Origin of the sequence: Paenibacillus violae, assembly GCF_032461945.1 — a bacterium.
In the GTDB taxonomy this organism is placed as follows: Bacteria; Bacillota; Bacilli; order Paenibacillales; family NBRC-103111; genus Paenibacillus_E; species Paenibacillus_E violae.
The window spans coordinates 34976-59353 of sequence record NZ_JAWCUD010000021.1 but is presented as its reverse complement, the minus strand read 5'-3'; the positions used below and the strand labels follow the sequence as shown (position 1 = coordinate 59353).

Below are 24378 nucleotides of genomic sequence, written 5' to 3'. Positions count from 1 at the left end.
TTCGAATCCTACATGACTCACCATTTGCCTTATTTACAGCATGCGCGTATGGCGGAATTGGCAGACGCACTAGACTTAGGATCTAGCGGGCGACCGTGGGGGTTCAAGTCCCTCTACGCGCATACCTAGCAAAAAGGATTAAGTTATCACTAACTTAATCCTTTTTGCTTTTTGTACGTTCTTTGTGTAGATAAGTGAACAAAATTGCTAGTAATCGCCTCGTCGATTGGAAGTAATGAAGAGTTTTCTCATTTACAATAAAGTCATATCCACTAAGGAGGTTGAGGCATATGACACAAGTCACAAGGTTTGTATTGACGCAGGAGATGGTCGAGCAATTTTATCGCGAAGGATTCTTTTATGCTCCAGGCTTTCTTGCAAAGGAAACGGTAGATGCGATCAATGAGGAGAATGCTGCCTTTGCTAACGAAAAAGGGACAGGCGAATGGAAAAGTAAAGCCATCATCGATATCGCCGCGGAGCAGGAATTATACCCCGAGACCACGAGCTTTTTGACGAGTCCGGATATTGTAAGTTTTTTAGAGCAAATCCTAGGGGATCAAGTCAAACTGTGGATGGGGATGTACGCGGTCGTAGCTCCCCACGGGAACGGATTGGAATGGCATCAAGATAATCAATACACACATATTCTGGGGCATATGCTCAATGGTTTTATTGCACTTGATGATATCAGTCAGCAGAACGCAGGCCTATGGCTGGCCCCAGGTTCACATTTACTCGGGCGACAGCCCAATATCAATACAGAGCCTGGTCACAAGCGCGCTGCAGAGCCGGAGAATGGTATGCCTTGTCCGCCATTAGCCGCTGGCGATGCGGTGTTCTTCCATCGTGAGACGCTGCACCACAGCAAGAAGAATCACACGGATAAGCCTAGACGCGCATATGCCTTCCAAGTCGCGGCGGCAAGCTGCCGGTACGCCCAGTCGGGCAAACGGCTAGATGACCGTGTCCTTTTGTCCGGGTACGCCAAAGGATAACTTCAACTTTTTAATCACCCTTAGCCGTGATACTGTTTGATGTTGCTGCCTGTCTGCGGTATACACTTGGTGTCATTCCCCGATGTTCTTTGAACACTTTGTTGAAGTAACTAGGGGTGCTGAAGCCGCAGGCGAGGGCAATATCTGTGATGGTTTCATGTGTATGCATCAGCATATGAGCTGCATACTGAAGGCGAAGCCGAATGATAAATTCATTAGGAGAAGAGCCTGTCAATTCTCTGAATTTGGTATAGAACCAGGTCTTCTTTAGGTCTGACCTTTGGATAAGCAAATCTACGTCCACTTCTTCAGACCAGTGGGTGATGAGATGCTCTATGGCTGCTATGACGCCAGATAGGGAGGGAGCCGCGAACGATTGCTCTAACGAATGGTAGTATCTCTGAATTTGGACAAGGATTTGAATGAATAACGTCATCTGCTGGAGCTCCCAGCCTGGCTGATCTTGTTTCTGCTCCTCCAGGGCTTCCAAAGCAAGCCGCATGATCGACTGTGCATAAGGCGATGCTGCGGGGATTACCTGGGACGTATTCATCGTATAAAAAGGGACTAGCAAGCTGTATCCGTCTGGAATGAAAGCAACGTAATCGGGTGAGAAGAGAAGCATGATCCAACGGCTAGGTTTCCCTTCCTCCCGAGTTAAGTTCCAGTGCGGTTCGAACGGACGCAGCAAAAGGATATCGCCAGGATCGGCATAATACCACTCGTCGCCAATCGGATATTTCATTGTACTATCAAGTGCTATACTGACTTCCAGCGCGGTATGCATATGAAATTCATGCTCCGTGTATACAGCCAGCTTTTCTTCAAAGACGATACCTTGTGCGACTTTGACGTTCTGATCAAAAAACGATGCAGCCATATCTTCCCTCCTTTCGGCATTAAAAGAGACAGGTAAAAACTGGCGATAAATAATTAAACAAATTATTTGCTTTTTGTAAAGAATCCTGTTATATTACTACTTGTCGCTTTCAAAGAAGCGGCATGAAACACCTACTTGCGGAAGTGGCTCAGCGGTAGAGCATCGCCTTGCCAAGGCGAGGGTCGCGGGTTCGATCCCCGTCTTCCGCTCCATATTTTAAGCGCCCTTAGCTCAGCTGGATAGAGTATTTGACTACGAATCAAAAGGTCGGGAGTTCGAATCTCTCAGGGCGCGCCATTTTTCATCTAACATACATAGCAGTATCGGGACGTAGCTCAGCTTGGTAGAGCACCTGCTTTGGGAGCAGGGGGTCGCATGTTCAAATCGTGTCGTCCCGATCAAACAAAAGAAGTATAATCGATCAGTAGATAGACTGGGAGATTATGCTTCTTTTTATGTTTTCTAAGTTATCGTTGCGAGGAAGCAGCCATCTCATTGGCTAAGGCAACAAGCTTACTTAGCGTTTTCCAATTGCGCACGGTAGCAGGAACATCGAGCTTCGGCAGGTTATTGGCCAGCTTGGATTTTAGAACGCTGTGTCGGTACAGCAGATAGAGTTCTCTTCCTTTTGCTCGCAGCTGATCATTCTCTGTTTGGAACACTTCAAGACGAGCTAAGCTTTCTTTGGACGGTTCCTTAGGCAGGAAGGCTACGTAAAGGCTTTCGGCATCGGACATAGACTCCGCTTCGGAGATTTCGTCCGCAGTGTACGGGCAATTTGCGGCTGTGAGATTCAGTTCCTCCGCAGTTCTCAAAATCACGGCTAAAGAGATATGAAAGACGCTGTCAATCTCACTCTCGATCCGCTTGCGCAGCGATTCTTCATCCGCATCCGCTTCGAACAAAACATTTCCGCTCTGAATATAGGTCTGAACACGAAGCAGCCCTATTTGCTCCAAGGTTTTTCGAAGTTCAGCCATTTTGATAATATTTTTTCCACCTACGTTAATGCCACGCAATAACGCGATATAGATCGCCATCCCATTCACTTCTCTCTTTTAATATACATGAAATATACATCATATTAGACGTTAGCGCCATTTCCTTTATATCCATACTTTACCATAAAAAAGTGCTGTTACACACTAGATCATGGAGGGGAGTGTCATCATGTGTCGAAAGCCCCGTCCGGTTTGCGAAAAGGCCCCCTATTTACTTTGACACAAATCGACGAATGTCTCTCGTACAAACACTCATCATGTGTGAAATTATAACTATTTAAGTAAAAAAATATTAAAATTATGGAAAAAATTATTTATAATAGAGGAGATTCTCCTTAACAAGAAGAACTAGTACTAATTAAAATGTCGGGGCAGTCTACTTGAGAAGAATAAGAGGTAACATCTATGCAGAATTCATTGTTTTTCAAGAATGTGATAAATTCTGATTCCATCTTCGAATCGATCGGCCAATTGAATGATATCGCCAAAAAATCAATAGGCTGTGAACATATCTCTCTTTTTCTAATGGATGAGAAACATCAGATTACCCCAGCTTCTTATTCCGTAAATATTAGTACAGCAGTCATGGAGCAGCTAAAGTACATAGTCCTTCAAACACAATTTTTTTCCCAAATGCCAGAAGGTTCACGTTTGTCGGTTTATGAGGCAGATGGGATGCTTCGAGATCACCTTCTAAAATCCAGATACGAATGTATTTATGGATTCCACATAAAGCACGGCCCTTCGTACGGTGCCCTACTATTCTCATTTCCTTCGGATACTCAGCTGAAAGACGATCAATTGCAGTTATGCAATCTCATTAAATTACATATGGAGCAGTTGATTAAAAAGATTCAATTCCGCAAGCAAGTGCTAAAGCAGCAGGCTTACGAAAGCCTCTTTAATACATTAAGAGTGAAAGACAGTTTTACAGTTGATCATTGCTATAATGTTGCTTTCTATTCTACGCTGCTTGGTGCGAAGGCCGGCGTCAGCGAAACCGAGTTGGAAACTTTGAAGCTGGGCGCTTTGCTTCACGATGTAGGGAAATTAGCTATTCCCGATCATATTCTCATGAAGCCCGGCCGTTTAACGGACGAAGAGTTTAATGTCATACGCCAACATCCTGTGATTGGGTTTGAATTGCTGAAGGAACTGCAGGATGTAGAACATCTATTACCGATGGTAAGGTGGCATCACGAGCGGATGGATGGACGGGGCTACCCAGATCAATTGAGCGGATCGGACATCCCTTATCTGGTACGGATTGTAAGTATCGCCGATGCGTTCGATGCGATGACATCCACGAGAGTTTACCGGAACTCGCTCCACGTTCATGAGGTAAGAGAACAGCTGCTTACTCATGCGGGCAAACAATTTGACGAGAAATTAGTACGGATTTTCTTAAGCATCATCGATGAGCAAATGCAAATGAATGGTTAGTGGACTCAAAACTATTATCGTAATGAAAGATGGGATAAATGAATGAGCGGTCGTATTCTTATCATCGATGATGAACCTCATAACTTAAATATACTGCGTATATTTTTGAATTCGTTACATTATGAAATTTTTACTGTTGAAGATGGTACAGAAGCGCAGGCGATGGTCAAAGAAGTGATGCCTGATCTAATTTTGCTCGATGTGATGATGCCGGAAATTACAGGGTTTGAAATATGTAAAAGTTTGATTTCGGAACCTGAATTTGATACACCCATTATTTTCTTATCGGCCAATGCGCAGAAAGAAGACATTTTACAAGGATTGCGCCTAGGAGCGGTTGATTATTTAACAAAGCCTTTTGATCTGGATGTGCTGGAACGGAAAGTTGAGATCGCCCTCCATCAAAAAGCCAAGATTAAGAACTTGAAGAAAGACAATAAACAACTGGCCAAGTTGGTCTACGTAGACGCATTAACCGGCCTATATAATCGAGCTTATTTAGATATTACGATCCGGATGATCAGTGAGGGAACTAAGAAATTCCAGGCTGCTATGATGGTGGATATGGACTATTTTAAAGATATAAACGATAATTTCGGCCATTTGGTTGGCGATCAAGTATTGAGGGAAGTTGCTGCAATCATACAGTCTAAGGTTTCAAGCGATCACGATTTAGCGTTTCGTTATGGCGGAGATGAATATTTAGTTCTGCTCCATAATGAAGCGAATTGTGTTGAAATAGCCAATAGCATTATTAAGGATGTAGATAGTTTAAAAGTTAGCTTGGCACCTAATAAGATGAAAGAGTTTTCCGTAAGTATTGGATTAACCAATAATTTCGATCCGACCTGTTTTGAGCAAATTATTACACAAGCGGATGCCGCACTACTCGGAGCCAAAAACAGTGGAAGACATCAAATAAAGATTCGTTAGACAAAGGAGAATGAGGAAAGCATGGTCATGGAGCTTATGAGTTTTCAGAAATTGTTTCAAATGACAAAAGTTATAAATTCACAGTTTGAGCTGTCGGAAATTTTGCAGGTTTTCGTAGATGCGATCGCCGGCGAGATTACGCAAGCAGATTTGGTTGGTTTTTTCCTGAAGCAGCCCGATGGTACGTTCAAAGGATATAAAGGCAATAAATTACCTGTTGATATCACGGAATTGTTAATTGATCCGAAAGAGGATGAATTTGTAAGAGATATTTTACGAAATCAATCCAGTGACTACATTTCTGATACCAGTATAGATCTGCGTTTGGATCAGTCCAAAAGACAATTGCTGAAAATTAAATCCATCCTCGGTATTCCGGTCATCGTCGATAATGAGGTATTTGGTTTAGTCTTCGTTCATGATTTCGGTAAACCAATGAATATTACTCCAGAGCAGATGGAAGTCACAGAAGCCTTTGTTAACATGGCCAGTGTCGCCATTCGCAATATCCGGATGTTTGAGCAGCGTCAACTGCTTATGGAGAAGCAGCAGCTTCTTCTTGATGCGACGAAAGCATTGTCCGAATCGTTATCCGTCAAAGATGTACTGAACACGTTTTTCTACTATATGCGCAAAGCAAGCGGATCGAAAGATATCGGAATTCATTTATACAATGAAAAAGAACATACGATTGAGCCTTATCAGTTGTCCTCAGAGAACGTGACGATGGATGAATGGAAGGTGAAACATCGCGAGGTCAAATTAACGATCGAAAACGACCGGCTGTTGTATGAAGTCATCACGGAGAAAAAAGCGGCAGCCATCGAGGATGTTTATGCAGATCCACGGCCTAATCATAAAGCGTTCGTTTCTTTTGACATCAAAAGTATCATGGTATTCCCGCTTGTTGCCAAAGGCTCTGTGTACGGTGTCGTGGCGATACCGTCTATCGGAAAGCAGCGCAAGTATGAAGCTAGCATTCTGGAGTTCTGCCAATCCATTTCGGATGCGACGGCAACGGCGTTATCCAATGCGCAGCATACCGAAACACTGGATCATTCCGTGCACGAGCGCTCCATAGAGCTGCAGCAAGCTAACTTCAAGTTAGAGGGTCTTGTGCGGGAATTGGAGCATTTGAACGAGCTCAAAAGCGATTTCATCGCGACACTCTCTCATGAGCTGCGTACGCCGATTACAGCGGTTAAAGGATCCGTTGATATTCTTGGAAAAGGTATTCTTGGCGATCTCAACGATTCCCAGAAGGATTTGCTGGATATTGCAGCTAAATCCATCGACCGATTGCTTGATCAAGTGAATGAACTGCTCGATTTTGCCAAAATGGAAAATGGAAAGTTTGAGCTCCTCTATACCGAAGCGGATTTCAATGAAATTGTTAAGGAATCGGTCCATATCGTACAATCGCTTATTAATAAAAAGAAATTGATTCTGGTTGTTGAAACCGAAGTGGATAAGGATACCGTCGTCCGAGTTGATAAGCAACGCATTCTGCAAATTCTGCTTAATTTACTTTCCAATGCGATCAAATTTACGCCTCCACTGGGTGTAATTACGATAAAAACGAAATTCGAGGATAGCTTGCTCACGGTTGAGGTGCAGGATAACGGGATCGGGATTCCTTTTGAAAAGCAGAAAAATATCTTTACCAAGTTCTATCAGGCGAATAATCAAATCAATGGGACAGGCCTCGGTCTTGCGATTTCGAAGCAACTGATTGAGCTACACGGCGGCCGCATTTGGTTCGAAAGCAGTGAGGGCCAAGGATCGGCATTTAAATTTACATTACCTATTGGAAAGGAGTAACGAAGATGCGGGCGATTGAAGTAGGGTTGAGATTTCTTGTGCAGCAAGGAGTGAAGTATGTATTCGGTATTCCGGCGGGTTCAATCAATGCTATTTATGACGCCCTTCTGGATATCCCGGAGTTGAAGCCGATTGTAGCCAAGCATGAGAACAGCTCCGGTTATATGGCAGGTTCTTATACGAGAATTACCGGTATTCCGTCACTATGCGTAGCTTCCAGCGGTCCAGGAGCGACGAATCTGGTAACGCCGGCTGCGAATGCTTGGAAACAGAAACTGCCCGTTATTTTCATAACGGGCTCGGTTCCATCGACCAAGCTGAACAAGGGAGGCGCGCAAGAGTTGTATGCGGAGCCGATCTTTGCTTCGATCACGAAGATGAGCCGCACGGTGCTCGATCCACACGAACTGCCGGAGATTCTAGCAGAAGCTTATCATACAGCGATTAGCGGTGTGCCGGGTCCAGTTCATCTTGCGATTCCGATCGATATCCAGATGAAGGATATCGGGGAAAGAGAACTTCCGGTGCTGCCTCCCGTGGAGCAGCCCGTTATAGATTTGGCGGCTGCCCAAGCTGCTGCACAGCGAATAAAGGCTGCAGGCTCCAAGGGAGCTATTTTGCTCGGAAATGGAGCAAAAACAGCATCGGACAGCATCGTGCAATTTGCTGAAACGTTGGGTTGGGGCGTTGCGACCACACCTCGCGGTAAGGGAGCGTTCCCTGAGAATCACCCGCTGTCCCTAGGGGGATATGGCCTTTCGGCTAACTGGAAGGCAAGCGAGTATTTGAATGGCGGCAACCACGAAGTGCTGCTGATCATTGGGTCAAGCCTTGGCGAGCTGGCGACAAGCAACTGGGAGCCGCGTTTGGTTGCAGGCCGTGAGCTGATTCACATCGATTATGACGCTAATGAGCTTGGAAAAGTCTATGAGACTCATTACCCGGTGCATGGCGAAATCAAGTTGGTTATCGCGGAGCTGCTTGAACAGCTGTCCGCAGATGGACAGAAGGATGAAGCAGCTGTCAGCGATGCTTTCGCTGGTTTGGCAGAGGCTGCAGCGGCAGCCGAACCTGGCGAGGAGAAGTGGAATACACGGTCTGCCATCCGCGGACTAAGTGCTGCAGCACCGAAGCATGCCCGGTTCTTTCTGGATATCGGGGAATTCATGACATACTCGATTCAAAATGTGTTGATCGAAAGCGGCCAAGCGTTCGATATCGACATTAATTTCGGAGGCATGGGCTCCGGACTGGGCGGAGTTATCGGTGCTCAGCTAGCCGAGCCGAGCAGGCCAACGATTTGCATAACAGGTGACGGCTGCTTCTTCATGCATGGTTTAGAGGTGCTGACTGCGAAAGAGTATCAGCTTCCGATTCTTTTTGTCGTCATCAATAATGCCCGCTTGGGAATGGTCTATCATGGACACATGCTGCAGTACAAACGGTGCCTTGATGATTTCTCACAAGAGCGCGTAAGTATCGCAGGAATTGCGAGATCCCTTGGACTGCGCCATGCTGAGATTACATCACTAGATCAATTGCAGAGTGAACATATAAATGAGTGGTTATCCAATGGGGAGCCGGTTGTTGTAGAAGTGATCGTGGACGGGAACGAAATTCCTCCTATGGGAGAGAGAGTGAAGTTTCTGCAAGGAGGCACATATTAATTGGCATTGCTGATTGAAGCTCTTGGTTGCTTGCATCCGAGAGCTTTTTTGCCTATGTGAGGAAGGAGATTGTATTCTTGGTTCTGGAAATGATATGGTTATAGGGAGCAAGAACACTAAGGAAGGGGCGCTTCATCCATGTTGAAACGTACCATAGGTCGTTTGAATTACGAAAGCTCAGTCGTTATGTTTGGAGCCGCAAGTCTCGGCAATGTCAAGCAGGAGGAAGCGGATGCGTCAATTGCTTATGCCCTGCAGCATGGGGTGAACCATTTCGATACAGCCGCCAGTTATGGCGATGCTGAGTTACGCATGGGGCCTACCATCAGCCAAGTGCGCGGAGATATTTTTCTAGCTACGAAAACAGGGCAAAGATCGAAAAAGGAAGCGAAGGAAGAGATTTATCGTTCTTTGGAACGAATGAAAGTGGATTCCGTTGACTTGCTTCAGCTGCATGCCGTGGGCTCGATGGAAGAGCTGGACCGCTGCACAGAAAAGGGCGGTGCCTTGGAAGCGGCTTTGGAAGCGAAGGCCGAGGGCATCGTGAAGGAAATTGGCATTACGGGACATGGGCATGATGCGCCTAAAGTTCATTTGGAAGCGTTACATAGATTCCCCTTCGCTACGGTGCTGCTTCCGCTGAATTATTATATGTACAGCTTGCCGGAGTACCGCGAGGCTTTCGATGCATTGATGGAAGAGGCGGGCAAGCAGCAGGTGGCGGTGCGGGTCATTAAAGCCATCGCGAAGGCGCCGTGGGCTGAAGGGCAGGAGCGTCCTTATGCGACGTGGTACGAGCCGTTTGATCAGCAGCAGGTGATTGATGCATGTGTGCATTTTGTGCTATCGTTCCCTGGCATTTGCGGGTTCGCTAGCGCAGGGGACGTTCATTTGTTCCCGAAAATCGTGGACGCCGTCGAACGTTACGGTGCCATGAAGGATGAAGAGGCTGAGCGGATCCTGAGCGGGATTAGCGGGTATACCTCTGTTTTTGGAGCGCCGACCTCGATCGCATGAGTAAATAAACGCGTTTTCTCCGTAAGGGGAGGGCGCGTTTTTTTGTTACTCAAAATTGACATGAATTGGACTCACTTATGCGTCGCTAACTCTGGACAGAGGACGAATATCTATAGCGAACATAAGGGGGAAGGTAAGATGATTAAACGATTGTGGACAAGCAAAAGGTTCTGGCTAATAAGCCTAGCTACGCTGATGGTTGGCGGCGTAGCCGTATTCGCAGCTTGTTATTCATACATTCGCGGGCTCGATGTTTCGAAATTAAATCAGCCGCTGCCCGAGGCTACGCTCGTGCTTGATAAAAACGGCAAACCGGCGGCGCAGCTGTCTGCTTCAAAGATCGACCCGGTACCGATAGCGCAGATGCCCAAGGTACTCACGGATGCCGTTGTGGCTGTGGAGGATCGGAGATTTTATGAGCATACCGGCATTGATCTTCAGTCTATTTTCCGCGCAGTAGCCCGCGATGTGGTGCGAGGCAGCTATTCGGAGGGTGCAAGTACGATTACTCAGCAGCTGGCGCGGAATCTTTTTCTCAATGCCGACAAAACCCTGGGGAGAAAATTACGCGAGGCAGCGTACGCAATCAAAATTGATACGACCTACAGCAAAGACGAAATTCTGGAGATGTATTTGAACAGTATTTATTTTGGGGAAGGCAGTTGGGGCGTTCAAGGGGCGTCTAGGACCTATTTTAATAAAAATGTACAAGACTTAACGCTGCCGGAAGCAGCGGTGCTTGCCGCGCTGCCGAAGGCGCCGAGCCTGTACTCACCTTTTCAGGATGAAGCGCACGCACTTGAACGCAGGAACACGGTGCTGGTATTAATGCGCGATGAAGGCAAGATTACGCCTCAGGCGTACGAAAGTGCAAAGGCGGCACCGATCGGTGTTATGAAGTCGGATAAAAGCAATGATCTGAAAGGCAAATATCCCGCTTATGTCGATGCGGTCATTAGTGAAGCCGTTCGCCTATACGGTTTCACAGAAGAGCAACTGCTAACCGGCGGCTTACGCATTACAACAGAGCTGGATCCTACCGTGCAAAACGCTGTAACAGAAGTTTATAAGGACGACAGTCTCTTTCCCGAAAGCAAGCCGGATCAGCTTATCCAGAGCGGCGCGGTCATAGTAGACCAGCGGACTGGCGGTATCCGCGCTTTGGCAGGGGGACGGGGAGAAAGCGTCTTCCGAGGTTTCAGTCATGCTACGCAGCTGAAGCGGCAGCCGGGATCGACTTTTAAGCCAATTGTCGTTTACGGTCCTGCGCTGGAGCAAGGGTATCAGCCATATTCCACGCTATTTGATGGGCCACTCAACATTGATGGGTATCAGCCTCAAGACTGGGATCATCAATCGCGAGGGCAGGTGACGATGCAGGAGGCGGTCGTGTCTTCCTGGAACGTGCCGGCCGTGTGGCTGTTGCATGAAATCGGCATTGATCACGGACTGCAATTTGCCAAGTCGCTGGGCATCACGCTGCCCGCTCAAGACCGTCAGCTCAGCATCGCGTTGGGCGGACTGTCGGAGGGGGTCTCACCGCTCCAAATGGCACAGGGCTTCAGTGCGTTCGCCGCTAAAGGGAATTATCACGAAGCGCACACCATTACGAAAATAGAGACTAGCTCAGGTCATTTGCTCATACAAGCTGCACCACAGAGTGTACAGGTCATGAAGCCTGAGACAGCTTATGCCATGACATCGATGCTCCAAGTCGCTGTAAGGGAAGGGACAGGGAAAAATGCCGCGATGAACCGCCCTGTTGCCGGGAAATCGGGTACCACGCAGCTGCCGCAGACGAAGGAGTTCGAGGGGATAAGCAGCGGCAGCGCTAAGGACGCCTGGTTCGTGGGGTACACACCAGAGCTGACGGCGGCCATTTGGGTCGGTTATGACCGTACGGACAAAACCCATTATTTAACGACTTCCGGCGGGGCCGTGCCGGCTGTTTTATTTCGTGAGATGATGGGTCGAGCGCTGGCTCAAGCTCCTGTTGTTCTGTTTGATATGCCTGTTGTGGGGGCGGAGGAACCGGCGGATAATCCGGAGAAGGAGTCCGGCAAAGGGCCCGATAAGGGGCCGGGTAAAGGACCGGATAAGAAGCCGGATAAAGGACCGGGTAAAGAGCACGGGCATGGAAAAGGGAAGGATTAGCAGAGATGCTCGCTGCTTCGTATTAGTATCGACGGTAACGCCGGTTCCTCCCGCTATTTTTCGCGATTCATCCATTTTTGGCGGCGAAGTAACTGCAGTTTCTACCGCTAATTCCGCCAGATCTAGCAGAATAGGCCTAGCTGCTGGCGATTAGATGGAGCAACTACCGCTATTTCTTCTCCTGCCACTGAGCAGCGAAGATTAGTGGTAGTTTTTCCATCTACTCGATTCGAGACACAGCGCTCGAACGCTTCAGCTAAGCGCTACGAAGTTTCATAGCAAAAAAGCCGCCAGTTCTCATAGAGACTGGCGGCTTTCTTAATTATTCGTCGTGCTGGCTGTTGCCACGTGGCTTATCCTTATTTTTACGCTCATCTTTGTGATCGTCTTTAGCTTTTGGCCCGCCATTAGGCTCATCTTTGCGCTTGTCGTCATGATCATCGCCAGGTTTCTTCTGAACCTGCTGCGGCTGTTGAGGCTGCTGCCATTTAGTTTTCATATGGACATTCAATTTGTTTGCGTCCAAGTTATAGTGCTGGGCAAGCAGCCCTGCAATTTTCTGCTCAGCATCGGATGATTTGAGATCGATCGAAGCAAGCAGATTCTGAATCCACTGGGCAGCTTCCTCCCCTTTGAGGTGAATCATACCGGAATCTTCAGGCTTAACGCTTAGATCATACGTCGTTCCTTTATCATCCTTGGATTGCCCGATATGCAGCTTAAAATGCTTGCCGTCAACATTCAGATCAAAGCCTTGCAGGTCTGGATAATTAACTTTATCCGCCGTGGCTGGCTTCGTGCTGGACTCCGGTGTTGGAGCAGCCGACGTAGGTGTCGGTGTCTGCGTCGGAACAACCGTTGCAGCAGGACTCTGTGTCGGCACAACCGGAGCAGCAGAAGCAGCCGGGGACGGCGTGGGCTCATTTGTAACGGAAGATGATGCTTTGACATAGGCAGCCTGCTGCTTGCTATTGAGGATTAACTCGATCTGATCCCCTGTGTGTAAGTCGGCAAGCTGAGCTTTTTGATCATTTTTGAAAACCCACACAGATTTCGCTAAGGGTACCGTTTGGTCCCCAGTAGCTGTAGTGACAGTGACGGCCTCCGAACTAGCAGATTTGAATGTGCCGTTGACTGAAGTAGAAATGGCTGAGTTAGGTGAAGTTGATGCATAGGCTGTCCACCCGCAAACCAACAAAGCCACCAGCGTAATAGAAATAACAATAAATGGTAATCTTTTGCGCATAAGAAAACACCTCCACTAACACCTTTCGGCATAGGGTGGTGTTTTGGGACGGTCTTAGGGCTATTAGTCGCTTTGCAGACGCTGCATGAATTCTTCAGCTGCACTGTATCCCTGCTGACGCAAATACCAGCTGTTCGCCGCAGCCTCAACAAGTCCGGCAACGTCGCGTCCAGGCTGCAGCTGGATTTCAATATGCGGAATTCGGATGTCCATATATTCCGTGAAAGCAGGCTCAAGCTCCAAATCGTTATTGAGCGCATGCTCCTGCCACTTGGTCAGCTCGATGTCGAGTACGATCCGTGTTTCATCTTGAAACGCCTTGCGACCGTAGAGACGCGACACGTTAATAAGCCCGATGCTGCGCAGCGCAAGGAATTCCTTCGTTTTACCGTTGTGTGTGCCCAGCAAAGTCTCCGGGCTAATTTTCTTCAGCACAACGATATCATCGGCCACGAGGCGGTGTCCTCGGCGAATCAAGGTGTGGGCAGTTTCGCTTTTGCCAACACCGGATTTGCCACGAAGCAAGATGCCGATCCCCGATACGTTGACGCAGACGCCGTGAATCGCCATCTCCTGCGCCAAGGATTTGCTGAGATATAAATCAACGAGATCCTGGAATTTACTTGTCGCTGCGGCTGTACGGAGAAGGGGAATACGTTCTTCTTCGCAATATTTCGTTAAATATTTCAAGCCTTCCTGATTTCTCGTGACGACAAAACAAGGGGGATGATATTTGACAATATTACCGATATGCAGATTTCTTTCTGTTTCGGTGAGTTTGTGCAGGTAAGTAATTTCTTTCCGGCCTAAGAGCTGTACGTGCTCTTGCGGGAAGTACTCGAAATAGCCGACAAACTCAAGGCCGGGGCGATGCGCCTTCGTTTTGGTAATCGGACGGTGCAGTTCCGAGTGTCCGGCAAGTACTTCGAGCGAGAAGCGCTCGACTAAATCTTTGACTGTGACGGGCTTCACAATCTGTCCCTCCTTTATAAATTCATGCTAATCCCCTATCATTCGCTTACTTCCTGCAATATTCCTGCTATGAAAGCGCTTGAATGTGGCGTTTTCGTACAAAATGTGTCAAATTATGCGTTGCTTTCGGGAACAGCATTGGTAGGATAGAAGCAAAAAGCGAATATGGAGGTAAGTCAAATGGAGGCTTATAAAAACTGCCAAAGCTGCGGGATGCCGCTGGCACGTGATGAACAAGGCTGTGGAACAGAGAAATCGGGAGCGAAGAGTAAGGTTTATTGCAGTCATTGTTATCAAAACGGCAAGTTCACGCAGCCTGATTTAACGGTAGACCAGATGAAGGAGATCGTGAAGCAAAAGATGGTGGAGTTCGGATTTCCCCGTTTCCTAGCCGTACTTTTTACACGGAATTTCCCTAAGCTGCGTAGATGGTCCTCGAACAAATAGCGAAAAAAGACGCCCCATGCAAGAAGCGCACAGAGCGTAGGCCATGTCGGTCGTTTCGTATGTTTATGTAAAAGCAGCTTACCTGTTGTAGCCGCATTTTTTCGCAAGCGTAGGCCATGTCGAGAGAAACATACCTTCCCACCGGTCTTCAGGCAATACCATGATCCATCTTGCGATTTGATCCAAGCCCATGTCACACAAAGTTTGAACGACTTCTTCTCTTTCACAGCTCGTTTTTAATGCTAACATCTCAAAACCACCTCATCAATTGTATTCAAACAATTATGCATATGCGGCGGAGAGACGGAATGTGACGATTTTCCATAAAAAAGTAAAAGAGGCCATGCCGTTGAATGCTGCACAGCCTCTTTTTGGTTTACAAATGAGGTGGATTTGGCTATTTTAAGTGATTGCGAAGGCTAGGCTCGACCGATTGCAGCACTTGACCCAGCTTAGCGTCGGAGATGTCGTTTTCACCGTACCGAACTTGATTATAGGCCGTTGTAATGGCATGTACTGTTTCTGGAGACAGCTGCTTGCCTAAGCTTAAGTCTTTTTCCGTTTCATTAGGAGTCAGAGCTTCCTTATACTTATACCCGCCCTGAGCGGCCTGCTCGATCAAGAGGCGGTAAAGATAGCGGACGCGCTCTCGATTGTTCGGTAAAAGCGACCATTTCCTCGCCTGGCTTCTCTCCTTGTTTCTTCCTTTTCTCACTTGCTTCCACCATAGGCGTGGAAGTCCTTTCCAATCGACAAGCGCTTCTTTTTCGTCAATGAAGCCCTCGGATTCCCCATCTTGCTTGCTGCTGAGAGAACGGTTCATTAAACGCTTTAAGAAGGCGTTCACCACTGGCAGGAGCTTGGTTACAATCAAATAAACGGCAAAAACGATTAGTGCGATAACGATCAGATATCCGAAGACGATCTGGATGTAGTGAAACAAAGCGTCCAGCCAGCTCGGTTCTCTGGCTTCAGCCGGAGGCAGGAGCGGCGGCGGTGCGGACGCGCTGGGCTCCGGCGGCGCTTCCGGCGGAGGATCGGACTGCAGGAGACGTATCAGCCATGCGATCGCAGCGCGTAAACCGGCAACGATGCCTTGCCGAAGCTGCTGGAAATAGGCAACGGCGAAGATAACGGCAATTAAGACCGTTAACCAAATCCGACTCGAGCGCTTCACGGTCTCCGACAAGGAGGAGGAGGCGGCCCGCTCATCGCTGGCGAGTGTCGCTGTTAGCAAGCCTGTTCGCTGCATAGCAAAGAAAAAGATGATGAGCGAGACGAATCCTAGTCCATTCAACCAGCCCATGTAAGGTTGAAAGGAGGCTTGATGTCCCATGATTGGAACACCGATGAAGTACACGGCGCCTGCAACTGCAAACGAGGCTCCCGGGAAGATGGCAGGCCAGCCGTCTTTCGTGCAGCGAATACCTCTATAGGCGAGCAGCATGCCGATAGCGGCACAAATCCAACTGTGCCAGTTGTTCCCTTGGAACAGGAAGGCTGCTGCAAAACCGACTAGTGCACATCCCAGAAGCTCATATAGCGTGCGAGATAACCATGTTATGCGCCCCAATAAGCTGCCTGCAACGAAAACAAGCATGAACTGCACGATCAACGGCCAGAGTGATATCTCTGATACATAAAGGTGCGTAGTCACGACAAGGGGTGAGAATAGGATAAGTTCAGCCCCCGCGAACAAAAGAGAATTTCCGAAGACTCGAAGATAAGTACTCCTAGTCGGATTAACTTGCTGAGCTTGCCCCTGAAGCGGTGTTGACATCGGATGGACTCGCCTCCTTTTCATGAAGGGTTAATAGCCCATGCTGCAAGGGAACGATAAAGACGGTATGCCCCTGCGCTTCAAGTCGCTGAATGCTATCTTCAATGGCATCGGATACGAAAGCAGTCAGCAGAATAATATCCAGGGCGCTCCCTTCCTGCAAAGTGCTCTCATCCAGAAAATCACTGCAGGAGCGGGTGTAGGAAATGGACAGCTTCGCCATCGTTTCGAACAAGTATTCCAAATGCGGGTGACCGCCGGCCGGAGAGATATGCACCGGGACACCAGGCTGCTGGGCGAGAGAACCGTTATAGCCGAAGCCAACAGGAATTCCTTGGCTAATCGCATATTCGGCCAACGTGGCGGCGTACGATAAGCCTTTCTCAACCAGCTCCGGATCGCTAACAGCGTCCCACATGGTTGCGGTTATTTGGGTATTGACGATGATGAGCAGCCTCGGGTCTGCCGTGAACTCCCGATTGTAGACCTGCAGTCTCTGGCTGCGGGCCGTGGCTTTCCAATGAATGCTGTTCATCGTATCCCCGTAACGATACTCGCGCACACCCGAGACGAGGAACGGATCGGGCATAATCCAGCGCTTCACCGTAACTTCTCCTTGCCAGCGGCTGGATAGAAGCGGGATGTCGTCCCTGCTCACCAAGCGCGGATACACAAGGAGTTCCAAATCTGTGCGCTGGCTTTTCGTTGCCGCATGCATGCCGACAAGATCCCCGATGGATGCGGATACGGTTTCAAGCTTATACCAGCCACGCTGTGCGCAGTATACCTGATGGCGTCTGACGATCCGGGTATACGGCATCAGACTGAAAAGACTGCGATGATTCTGGAACATCGCGCCGCTGCTTACGGCCAGATTGCTTTGCTTGGCAAAATGAAGCCCGGCATGAATTGTGGACTCCAAGCGCAGCCAAGGAACCGGAGCGAGCTTGCGGTTCTGAATCGTTTCGATCATTTCGATGCGATCACCTGCATGGCAGTGTGCTGTATTGAATGTTCGTTTAATCGTAAGACCGCGAAAGCCCCAACGGTTGAATATGGCGTGTTGGACAAGATAGACAAGGCCGGCGATGATCAGGATCCAGGAGATACCCATCCGCTACCTCAGCTTGACTTCCGTCGGCACGGGCGTTGCTGCAAGAATGCCCGCCAGCAGCGTCTGCACCTGCTGGTCCTGCTGGCGCGACCGTGTCCGCAGCAGGATGCGGTGCGCCCAGACGGGCCCGGCTAACGCCTTGATGTCGTCCGGCAGCACGTAGTCGCGGCCGCGCAGCGCCGCGTACACCTGCGCCGCCTTCATCAAGGCGCGCACGCCGCGCGGCGAGACGCCAAGCGCGGCATCCGCATGCGTGCGCGTTGCTTCCGCGAGCTGCACGAGGTACTGTAGCAGCTCGTCACTGAAGCGCACTTGCACGAACAAGCGCTGCGCTTCAAGCAGCTCAGCGCGCCCTACAACCGGCAGCAGCTGATCAAGCGGGTCCTGCTGTTGGTAGCGCTTTAAAATCTGTACCTGCTCCGCCGCAGACGGATAACCAAGCGAGAGCTTCATCAGGAAGCGGTCGAGTTGCGCTTCCGGCAGCGGGAACGTCCCCTGATTCTCTACGGGGTTCTGCGTGGCGATTACGAGGAAAGGCGCTTCGAGCGCGCGCGTTTCCCCGTCGATGCTCACTTGGCGCTCCTCCATGCTTTCCAGCAAGGCGGATTGGGTGCGCGGCGTCGCGCGGTTAATTTCATCGGCGAGCACGATGTGAGCGAATAGCGGCCCTGGGCGGAATTCGAATTCGCCGAGTTTTTGATTGTAAAAGTTAATGCCGCTAACATCCGAAGGCAGGAGATCCGGTGTGAACTGAATGCGCTTCATCGTGCCGTCCAAGGAGCGGGCCAGCGCTTTAGCGAGCTGCGTTTTCCCGGTACCTGGCACATCCTCAAGCAGCACATGCCCGGAAGCGATGAGGGCGATAACCATCAGCTCGACCGTCTCGTCTTTTCCTACAATGACTCTACCTACATTTTCCTTGATGAGCGTAGCGATTTGTCCTATTCGTGCGAAGTCCAACGGCTGTTCCTCCCAAATCATTAATGTGGTGAACAATATGTAAATCGGGACATAAGAATTGTCTTCTTAAGTTTAACAGACACTAGGTGATTTTTACCATTACTTCCTGATCGCTTGCTAATTCTGTTGTGTATTCGATAGGCAGTGAGTACAATATGGTTAAATAGCCTAATTACTAATTACTGACAAATAAGCACTTTATATGTAAATGTTTAGGGGGACCCTGATGTACAAGCTAATTTTAGTGGATGATGAAGAGGATGTCCGTGAAGGCGTCGTTCGCGAGGTGGACTGGGAAGCCATTGGCTTCGAGGTCATTGAGAAAGCGGAGAACGGCAGAGAAGCGCTGGAAATGGTAGAGCGATTACAGCCGGATGTCGTGGTAACCGATATTCAAATGCCGTTTATGAATGGGCTGCAGCTGGCCGAAGCGATTCGGGAGCGATTTCCGACCATTAAGCTGATCATTCTCACGGGGCATGATGAGTTTGAGTATGCCCAAAGGGCGATTAAGCTGCATATCGACGAGTATGTGCTGAAGCCTTTTTCCGCGCAAGAGCTTATCAATGCTTTACTGAAGGTGAAAGGACAAATTCAGGAGGAAGTGGCACACCGGGAAAATGTGCAACTGCTCATGGAGCATTACCGGAAGAGCATGCCTGTGCTGAAAGAGAACTTTCTGGCAACGCTCATGAACCGGAAGCTTCCGCGCGAAGAAGTCTATGAGAAAGCGGCAAACTACGGAATTGAACTAAGCGGTCAAAGCTTTGTCGCTGCTGTCATGAGTATAGATGGGGTATTGATTCCTGAGGAGGAGCTGGAGAATCGGGAAGAGCTCTCCAAGTCCGTTTCCTTAAAATATTCGCCAGATCAGGCGCTGAAATATTTCGCCTTATTAAATATCACGGAAGAGATTGTTGATAAACACCGGCTTGGCCTTGTTTTCATGCATGACGATCAGGTGGTTGTGTTATCCGTGAGGGAGAGTGAGAACAGGGAAGTCGCGCTGCAAGAGACTATGAAGGTGCTGGAAGAAGTTCGGCAGAATGTGGAAAAATATTTGAAGTTCACCTTAACGGTCGGTATTGGTACTGTCATGAAGGATGTGACCAAAATCAGCTATTCCTATGAAGACGCTGTATTGGCGCTGGACTATCGACTTATTCTTGGCAATAACCGGATTATTTCCATTGATGATGTGGAGATGCGCTCCGTGGAGAAAGTTCGCTTTGACGATGTGAAAGAGCACGCTTTGACGCGTTGTATCAAGGTTGGGACAAATCAAGAGATCCGGGAGACGATGGACGAGCTTTTTCAGGGAATTGAAGGAGCTGTTTCCGTTAAGGACTATCAGATTTATTTGCTAGAAATTCTGACTTGCATCCTGAAGGCGGCCAAGGATTCGAATTTGAACGTGGACGAAGTTTTCGGCGACAACTTCATTCCTTTTACAGAGATCAATAAGTTTACGTCGTTGGAAGAAGCTAAGCACTGGCTTGCCGAGCTATGCGCCTCGATGATGAACCATATCGCTACGGACCGCCAATATACCTACAAGAACCTGGTTGAGATGGCCAAAGATTATACCAAAAATCATTATCACGAAGGCGACATTACGATTAATAAAGTGTGCAGCCATTTGCATATTAGCGCGGGGTATTTCAGCAGCATTTTCAAAAAAGAAACGAAAATGACCTTCGTCAACTATTTAAACCATATCCGCATGGAGGCGGCGAAGGAGATGCTGCGCTCCACAGATATGAAGGCTCTGGAGATCGCTGAGAAGGTCGGCTATGCTGATGCGAACTATTTCAGCTTTTCGTTCCGTAAAAATGTCGGCGTTTCCCCAAAAGAATATCGCAATAACAGCACCAAAGGGCAGTAGGGGCCAAGGAGCGGGGGGTTAGTTTTGATACGAAAAATACAAGCTTTATTCAAGGCTTTGTATGAGGTGCTGCTCGATACGATTCGGGTGAAAAGCATCCAGTTTGCGATTACGATGTCTTTTATTTTTATCACAGTGACCGTTATGCTGATCATTTCACTGGTGCTATACAATAAGTTCTCCAAGACGGCGGAGGAAAGTGCCTTTTTAAATACACAGCAGATTGTAGAACAGGTCCAGTTTAACTTGGAAAATTATATAAAAGGCATGGCGGATACGTTCGAGGTGGTCGATGCCAAGATTGCCAAAAGCCGCGGCATCCCCTCCGACAAGCTGACGGAACAGTTGGAAACGATCGCAAGCACCCGCGAGGATATTGTCTCTATTAATTTATTTGCTGCGGATGGCGAGCTGATTACGGGGCTCCAGAATGCTGGCATGCGCAAAAATACGAGACTGATTGAACAGTCCTGGTTTAAGTCCGCTTTGGACAATCCGAACCATCTTTCCTTTTCGCTGCCGCATATTCAGAACCTATTCAAAGAACCGTACCGGTGGGTTGTTTCGATGAGTAAAGGAGTCTCCATTGAACATGGCGGGAAGTGGGAGGATGCGGTGCTTCTGGTGGACGTGAATTTTAAAACGCTGGATGACGTGTTCCGTACGGTTTCCTTAGGCAAAAAAGGTTACGTGTACATCATTGACGATTCGGCCGGCAACATTGTGTACCATCCTCAGCAGCAGCTTATTTATATTGGCTTAAAGTATGAGAATGTAGAGCAGGCGCTTAAGTTCTCCTACGGCAAGTATATGGATGTCAGCGAGGGGGAGCCCCGGCTTAATGTCGTTAGGACCGTTAATAATATCGGTTGGAAAATTATCGGGGTCTCGTATATGGATGAAATGATCACGACTCGCAAGGAAATCAGCACGTTTATGATTTGGCTGTTGGTCATTGTTCTTATTTTTATTTTGCTCATCTCCTCCTTCATGTCAGCGCGCATTTCCAAGCCGATCAAACGGCTTAAGAAATCAATGGAAATGGTTGAGAAGGGGCATTTTGACACGTACATACATGTTCGTGGCGCAGATGAAGTGGAGCAGCTTTCACGAAGGTTCAATCTCATGGTTTCCAGGGTGCGCGAGCTGATGGATCAAAATATTCATGAGCAAGAGATCAAGAGAAAGAACGAGCTTGAGGTGCTGCAGTCGCAGATTAATCCGCATTTTTTGTATAATACGCTCAATTCCGTGGTTCGGATGGTCGGGAACGGGAAAAACGAAGAGGTTGTCACGACGATTACCTCCTTGTCCAAGTTTTTTCGGATTTCGCTCAGCAAAGGGAAGAATATCATTACGATTGCAGATGAGATCGAGCATATTCGGAACTATTTAATCATCCAAAAGATGAGGTATAAGGACAAGTTCGATTATGACATTGAAGTGGATGAAGAAGTGCTGCCTTATAAAACGCTAAAGTTAATTTTGCAGCCGTTTGTAGAAAATTCGCTCTATCATGGCATCGAGTATATGGTGGACGAAGGTCATATTCACATATCAGCCAGAAAAATTGGCGATAAAATACAGCTCCAGGTTCAGGACAACGGTGTAGGGATGTCGGAAGAAACACTTAAGAACATTATGATTGGTTCGGTGAAAAGCGATAAAGGCTCAGGTGTTGGTCTGCGTAATGTAAATGAGCGGATTCAGCTGTATTTTGGAGCGGATTATGGCGTTAAGGTGGAAAGCGAGCTTGAAGAAGGAACAGTCGTGAAAATCTGGATTCCAGCCATATTGGAAGATGAATAGGGAGGATCAGCGATGGATAAAACAATGAAACTTGGCCCCCTTATATTCGCCATATTGGCCGCTGCGTTCTCCATGTCCTCCTGTATGCGCAATACGGAGACGGAGACTGCACCCACCGAGAAAAAGAAGCATTTGGAAGTAGTGCTTAGAAGCCAGAACGGGGATTATTGGAAAACGGTTAAAATGGGAGCGGAAGTCGCCGCGAAGGAATTTAATGTGACTTTGGATTTCAGGGCGCCGGACGATGAAGGGGATGTTAAGGGGCAGATCGCCTTAATGGAGCAATCCGTTAATAGCGGTCCTGACGCCATTGTGCTCGCAGCTAACGACTATAAGGAATTGTCGGGAGTTGTAGACGATGCCGAGGGGCGAGGCATTCCTGTTGTCGCGATCGACTCGGAAGTGGAGTCCCGCAAAGCAAGAAGCTTCATAGGCGCCAACAATTACGAAGCCGGGCAAATGGCAGGCCAGCAATTAGTCAAGCTTGCCGGACCCAAAGGAAATATCGCGATTGTCAGCTTTAAACAAGGAGAGCGCAATACGGAGCTTCGGGAGCAAGGGCTCTTGGATGAAATATCGAAATATCCGACCATAAAGGTCATCGCCAAGGTATACAGTATGACCGACCGGGGGACGGCGGATCAGCTTACACAAGGCATCATTGAGAAGTATCCGCATTTGGACGGGATTGTTGCCCTGAATGAAATCTCCTCCATTGGCGTTGCCGACGCGATTCAGCGAATGAATCTGCAAGATAAAGTGAAAATCATCACATTTGACAGCACATCGGAAGAGTTGGAGCTATTGCAGGAAGGCGTCATCCAAGCGACGATCATTCAAAATCCGTTCAGCATCGGCTATTTAGGCGTCAAAAATGCGGTTGAAGCCTCGCGTGGGAAGAAGATTCCGAGCCGTGTAGATACAGGGATTAAGGCCATCGACCTTAACAATATGTTTTGGTCGGATAATCAAAAATTGCTATTTCCGTTTATAAAGTGATGAGAATTTCGATAGAAGATATGAGGATATTGCATTTGTTTCGTAGTCCGCATGCCGTATATTTAGAAATGTAAATAAACAAACAAAACAACCTTTTAGGGAGGGTCTTACCTTGAAAAAATTGATTACCCTTGCAGTAGCGAGTGCTTTGGTTGCAACCGTAACAGGATGTGGCGCTAAAACAGAAAAACCTGCAGCATCTCAAGCTCCGGCAGCAAGCGCTGGCGCAGCGGCAACAGCAGCTCCTGCTAAAACAGACGGCAAAAAACCAACAATCGGTGTAGCTATTTATAAATTTGACGATACATTCATGTCCGGTGTTCGCGCGGCGATCGCTGATGCAGCGAAAGACAAAGCAACTGTGGATATCGTAGACAGCCAAAACTCACAACCAACACAAAATGATAAAGTTGACCTTTTCATCACGAAAAAAGTAAACGCTCTTGCGATCAACGCGGTTGACCGTACAGCAGCAGGCGTTATCATCGATAAAGCAAAAACAGCTAACGTACCGGTTGTCTTCTTGAACCGTGAGCCCCTGGCTGACGATATGAAGAAATGGGATAAAGTTTACTACGTAGGCGCGAAAGCTGAGCAATCCGGAACAATGGAAGGCCAATTGCTTGTTGACTACTTCAAAGCTCACCCGGAAGCGGACAAAAACAAAGACGGCAAAATTCAATACGTTATGCTGAAAGGCGAACCAGGACACCAAGATGCTGAGCTTCGCACGAAGTTCTCCATCCAAGCGATCACAGATGCTGGTCTTGGCGTAGAGAAAGTAGCAGAAGATACAGCGATGTGGGATCGTGTAAAAGGTCAAGAAAAAATGGCAGCTTTCCTAGCTTCCAGTGAAAACAAAATTGAAGCTGTTCTTGCGAACAACGACGATATGGCTCTTGGCGCTATCGAAGCTTTGAAAGCAAAAGGTTACTTCAAAGACAATAAATTCTTGCCGGTTGTAGGCGTTGACGCTACGGCTCCTGCGCTTCAAGCACTTAGCGATGGCACATTGCTCGGAACTGTTCTGAACGATGCGAAAAACCAAGGTGCTGCAACAACGAACGTAGCAACTGCTCTTGCTAACGGTCAAACACCAAGCAAAGAAACGACTGGCTACGATGTAACAGACGGTAAATATGTTTGGATTTCCTACAAAAAGATTACTAAAGCGAACATGAACGAAGCGAAGTAATCCGAATAGAAGCGGGCAAGAGCAGTTATCCGCTCTTGCCTTCTTATTTGGAAACCC

General features: G+C 48.1%; 20 protein-coding genes and 4 tRNA genes. 16 read left to right on the top strand and 8 right to left on the bottom strand.

Features of this window, described 5'->3' with window-relative positions; all coding sequences use genetic code 11:
* Positions 1–42: 42 nt before the first annotated feature.
* Positions 43–122, top strand: a tRNA-Leu gene (locus tag RQP52_RS34875).
* A gap of 168 nt (positions 123–290) precedes the next feature.
* Complete coding sequence (locus RQP52_RS34870; RefSeq protein ID WP_315956051.1) at positions 291–998, top strand: phytanoyl-CoA dioxygenase family protein; 708 nt, start codon at positions 291–293, stop codon at positions 996–998.
* A gap of 10 nt (positions 999–1008) precedes the next feature.
* Here RQP52_RS34870 and RQP52_RS34865 read toward each other — a convergent pair whose 3' ends face one another.
* Positions 1009–1878 carry an AraC family transcriptional regulator gene (locus RQP52_RS34865; RefSeq protein ID WP_315956050.1) on the bottom strand — a complete coding sequence of 290 codons (870 nt, stop codon included), beginning with the start codon at positions 1876–1878 and terminating at the stop codon, positions 1009–1011.
* Positions 1879–2015: 137 nt separating this feature from the next.
* Between RQP52_RS34865 and RQP52_RS34860 the strand changes: the two genes are divergently transcribed.
* The 3 genes from RQP52_RS34860 (at position 2016) to RQP52_RS34850 (ending at position 2276) form a co-directional block, all read left to right on the top strand.
* A tRNA-Gly gene (locus RQP52_RS34860) sits at positions 2016–2090 on the top strand.
* Positions 2091–2098: 8 nt separating this feature from the next.
* Positions 2099–2175 (top strand) — tRNA-Arg (locus tag RQP52_RS34855).
* A gap of 27 nt (positions 2176–2202) precedes the next feature.
* Positions 2203–2276: transfer RNA gene (locus RQP52_RS34850), tRNA-Pro, on the top strand.
* Positions 2277–2345: 69 nt separating this feature from the next.
* On the opposite strand, the gene RQP52_RS34845 is transcribed toward RQP52_RS34850, so the two are convergent.
* Positions 2346–2918 carry a DUF1697 domain-containing protein gene (locus RQP52_RS34845; protein ID WP_315956049.1) on the bottom strand — a complete coding sequence of 191 codons (573 nt, stop codon included), beginning with the start codon at positions 2916–2918 and terminating at the stop codon, positions 2346–2348.
* Positions 2919–3311: 393 nt separating this feature from the next.
* Here RQP52_RS34845 and RQP52_RS34840 point away from each other — a divergent pair, with 393 nt between their 5' ends.
* From RQP52_RS34840 to RQP52_RS34815, 6 genes are all read left to right on the top strand, one after another.
* A complete protein-coding gene (locus RQP52_RS34840; protein WP_315956048.1) occupies positions 3312–4322 on the top strand; it encodes an HD-GYP domain-containing protein in 1011 nt (336 codons plus the stop codon).
* Positions 4323–4364: 42 nt separating this feature from the next.
* Positions 4365–5255 (top strand): GGDEF domain-containing response regulator, encoded by an 891-nt coding sequence (locus RQP52_RS34835; RefSeq protein WP_315956047.1) that lies wholly within the window; start codon positions 4365–4367, stop codon positions 5253–5255.
* Between the two features lie 60 nt (positions 5256–5315).
* A complete protein-coding gene (locus tag RQP52_RS34830) occupies positions 5316–7076 on the top strand; it encodes a sensor histidine kinase (RefSeq protein WP_315956046.1) in 1761 nt (586 codons plus the stop codon).
* A 5-nt stretch (positions 7077–7081) separates the two neighbouring features.
* Positions 7082–8743, top strand: a complete 1662-nt coding sequence (locus RQP52_RS34825; RefSeq protein ID WP_315956045.1) for a thiamine pyrophosphate-binding protein — start codon at positions 7082–7084, stop codon at positions 8741–8743.
* A 138-nt stretch (positions 8744–8881) separates the two neighbouring features.
* Entirely contained in the window at positions 8882–9760 is an 879-nt protein-coding gene (locus tag RQP52_RS34820) for an aldo/keto reductase (protein WP_315956044.1), read from the top strand.
* A 138-nt stretch (positions 9761–9898) separates the two neighbouring features.
* Complete coding sequence (locus RQP52_RS34815) at positions 9899–11914, top strand: transglycosylase domain-containing protein (RefSeq protein ID WP_315956043.1); 2016 nt, start codon at positions 9899–9901, stop codon at positions 11912–11914.
* A gap of 322 nt (positions 11915–12236) precedes the next feature.
* Here the strand turns inward: RQP52_RS34815 and RQP52_RS34810 are convergent, their stop codons facing one another.
* Together RQP52_RS34810 and hprK are read right to left on the bottom strand one after the other, a co-directional pair.
* Positions 12237–13160: a YusW family protein gene (locus RQP52_RS34810; protein ID WP_315956042.1), complete on the bottom strand. Its 924-nt coding sequence runs from the start codon at positions 13158–13160 to the stop codon at positions 12237–12239.
* A 63-nt stretch (positions 13161–13223) separates the two neighbouring features.
* Entirely contained in the window at positions 13224–14132 is a 909-nt protein-coding gene (gene hprK, locus RQP52_RS34805; RefSeq protein WP_181646654.1) for an HPr(Ser) kinase/phosphatase, read from the bottom strand.
* Positions 14133–14312: 180 nt separating this feature from the next.
* Between hprK and RQP52_RS34800 the strand changes: the two genes are divergently transcribed.
* A complete protein-coding gene (locus tag RQP52_RS34800; protein ID WP_315956041.1) occupies positions 14313–14579 on the top strand; it encodes a zinc ribbon domain-containing protein in 267 nt (88 codons plus the stop codon).
* A 78-nt stretch (positions 14580–14657) separates the two neighbouring features.
* Here RQP52_RS34800 and RQP52_RS34795 read toward each other — a convergent pair whose 3' ends face one another.
* The 4 genes from RQP52_RS34795 to RQP52_RS34780 form a co-directional block, all read right to left on the bottom strand.
* Complete coding sequence (locus RQP52_RS34795; protein ID WP_315956040.1) at positions 14658–14828, bottom strand: hypothetical protein; 171 nt, start codon at positions 14826–14828, stop codon at positions 14658–14660.
* Positions 14829–14976: 148 nt separating this feature from the next.
* Positions 14977–16359 carry a DUF4129 domain-containing protein gene (locus RQP52_RS34790; RefSeq protein WP_315956039.1) on the bottom strand — a complete coding sequence of 461 codons (1383 nt, stop codon included), beginning with the start codon at positions 16357–16359 and terminating at the stop codon, positions 14977–14979.
* A complete protein-coding gene (locus RQP52_RS34785) occupies positions 16322–17473 on the bottom strand; it encodes a DUF58 domain-containing protein (RefSeq protein ID WP_315956038.1) in 1152 nt (383 codons plus the stop codon). The genes RQP52_RS34790 and RQP52_RS34785 overlap by 38 nt, the downstream gene beginning before the upstream one ends.
* A gap of 3 nt (positions 17474–17476) precedes the next feature.
* The gene (locus RQP52_RS34780) at positions 17477–18433 is read right to left on the bottom strand and encodes an AAA family ATPase (protein WP_315956037.1); all 957 of its coding nucleotides are present in this window, start codon (positions 18431–18433) and stop codon (positions 17477–17479) included.
* Positions 18434–18659: 226 nt separating this feature from the next.
* Between RQP52_RS34780 and RQP52_RS34775 the strand changes: the two genes are divergently transcribed.
* The 4 genes from RQP52_RS34775 (at position 18660) to RQP52_RS34760 (ending at position 24321) form a co-directional block, all read left to right on the top strand.
* Positions 18660–20318, top strand: a complete 1659-nt coding sequence (locus RQP52_RS34775) for a response regulator (RefSeq protein ID WP_315956036.1) — start codon at positions 18660–18662, stop codon at positions 20316–20318.
* Between the two features lie 114 nt (positions 20319–20432).
* A complete protein-coding gene (locus tag RQP52_RS34770) occupies positions 20433–22127 on the top strand; it encodes a cache domain-containing sensor histidine kinase (protein ID WP_315956054.1) in 1695 nt (564 codons plus the stop codon).
* Positions 22128–22139: 12 nt separating this feature from the next.
* Positions 22140–23126: a substrate-binding domain-containing protein gene (locus tag RQP52_RS34765; RefSeq protein WP_315956035.1), complete on the top strand. Its 987-nt coding sequence runs from the start codon at positions 22140–22142 to the stop codon at positions 23124–23126.
* A gap of 112 nt (positions 23127–23238) precedes the next feature.
* Entirely contained in the window at positions 23239–24321 is a 1083-nt protein-coding gene (locus RQP52_RS34760) for a galactose ABC transporter substrate-binding protein (protein WP_315956034.1), read from the top strand.
* The last annotated feature ends 57 nt before the right edge of the window (positions 24322–24378 follow it).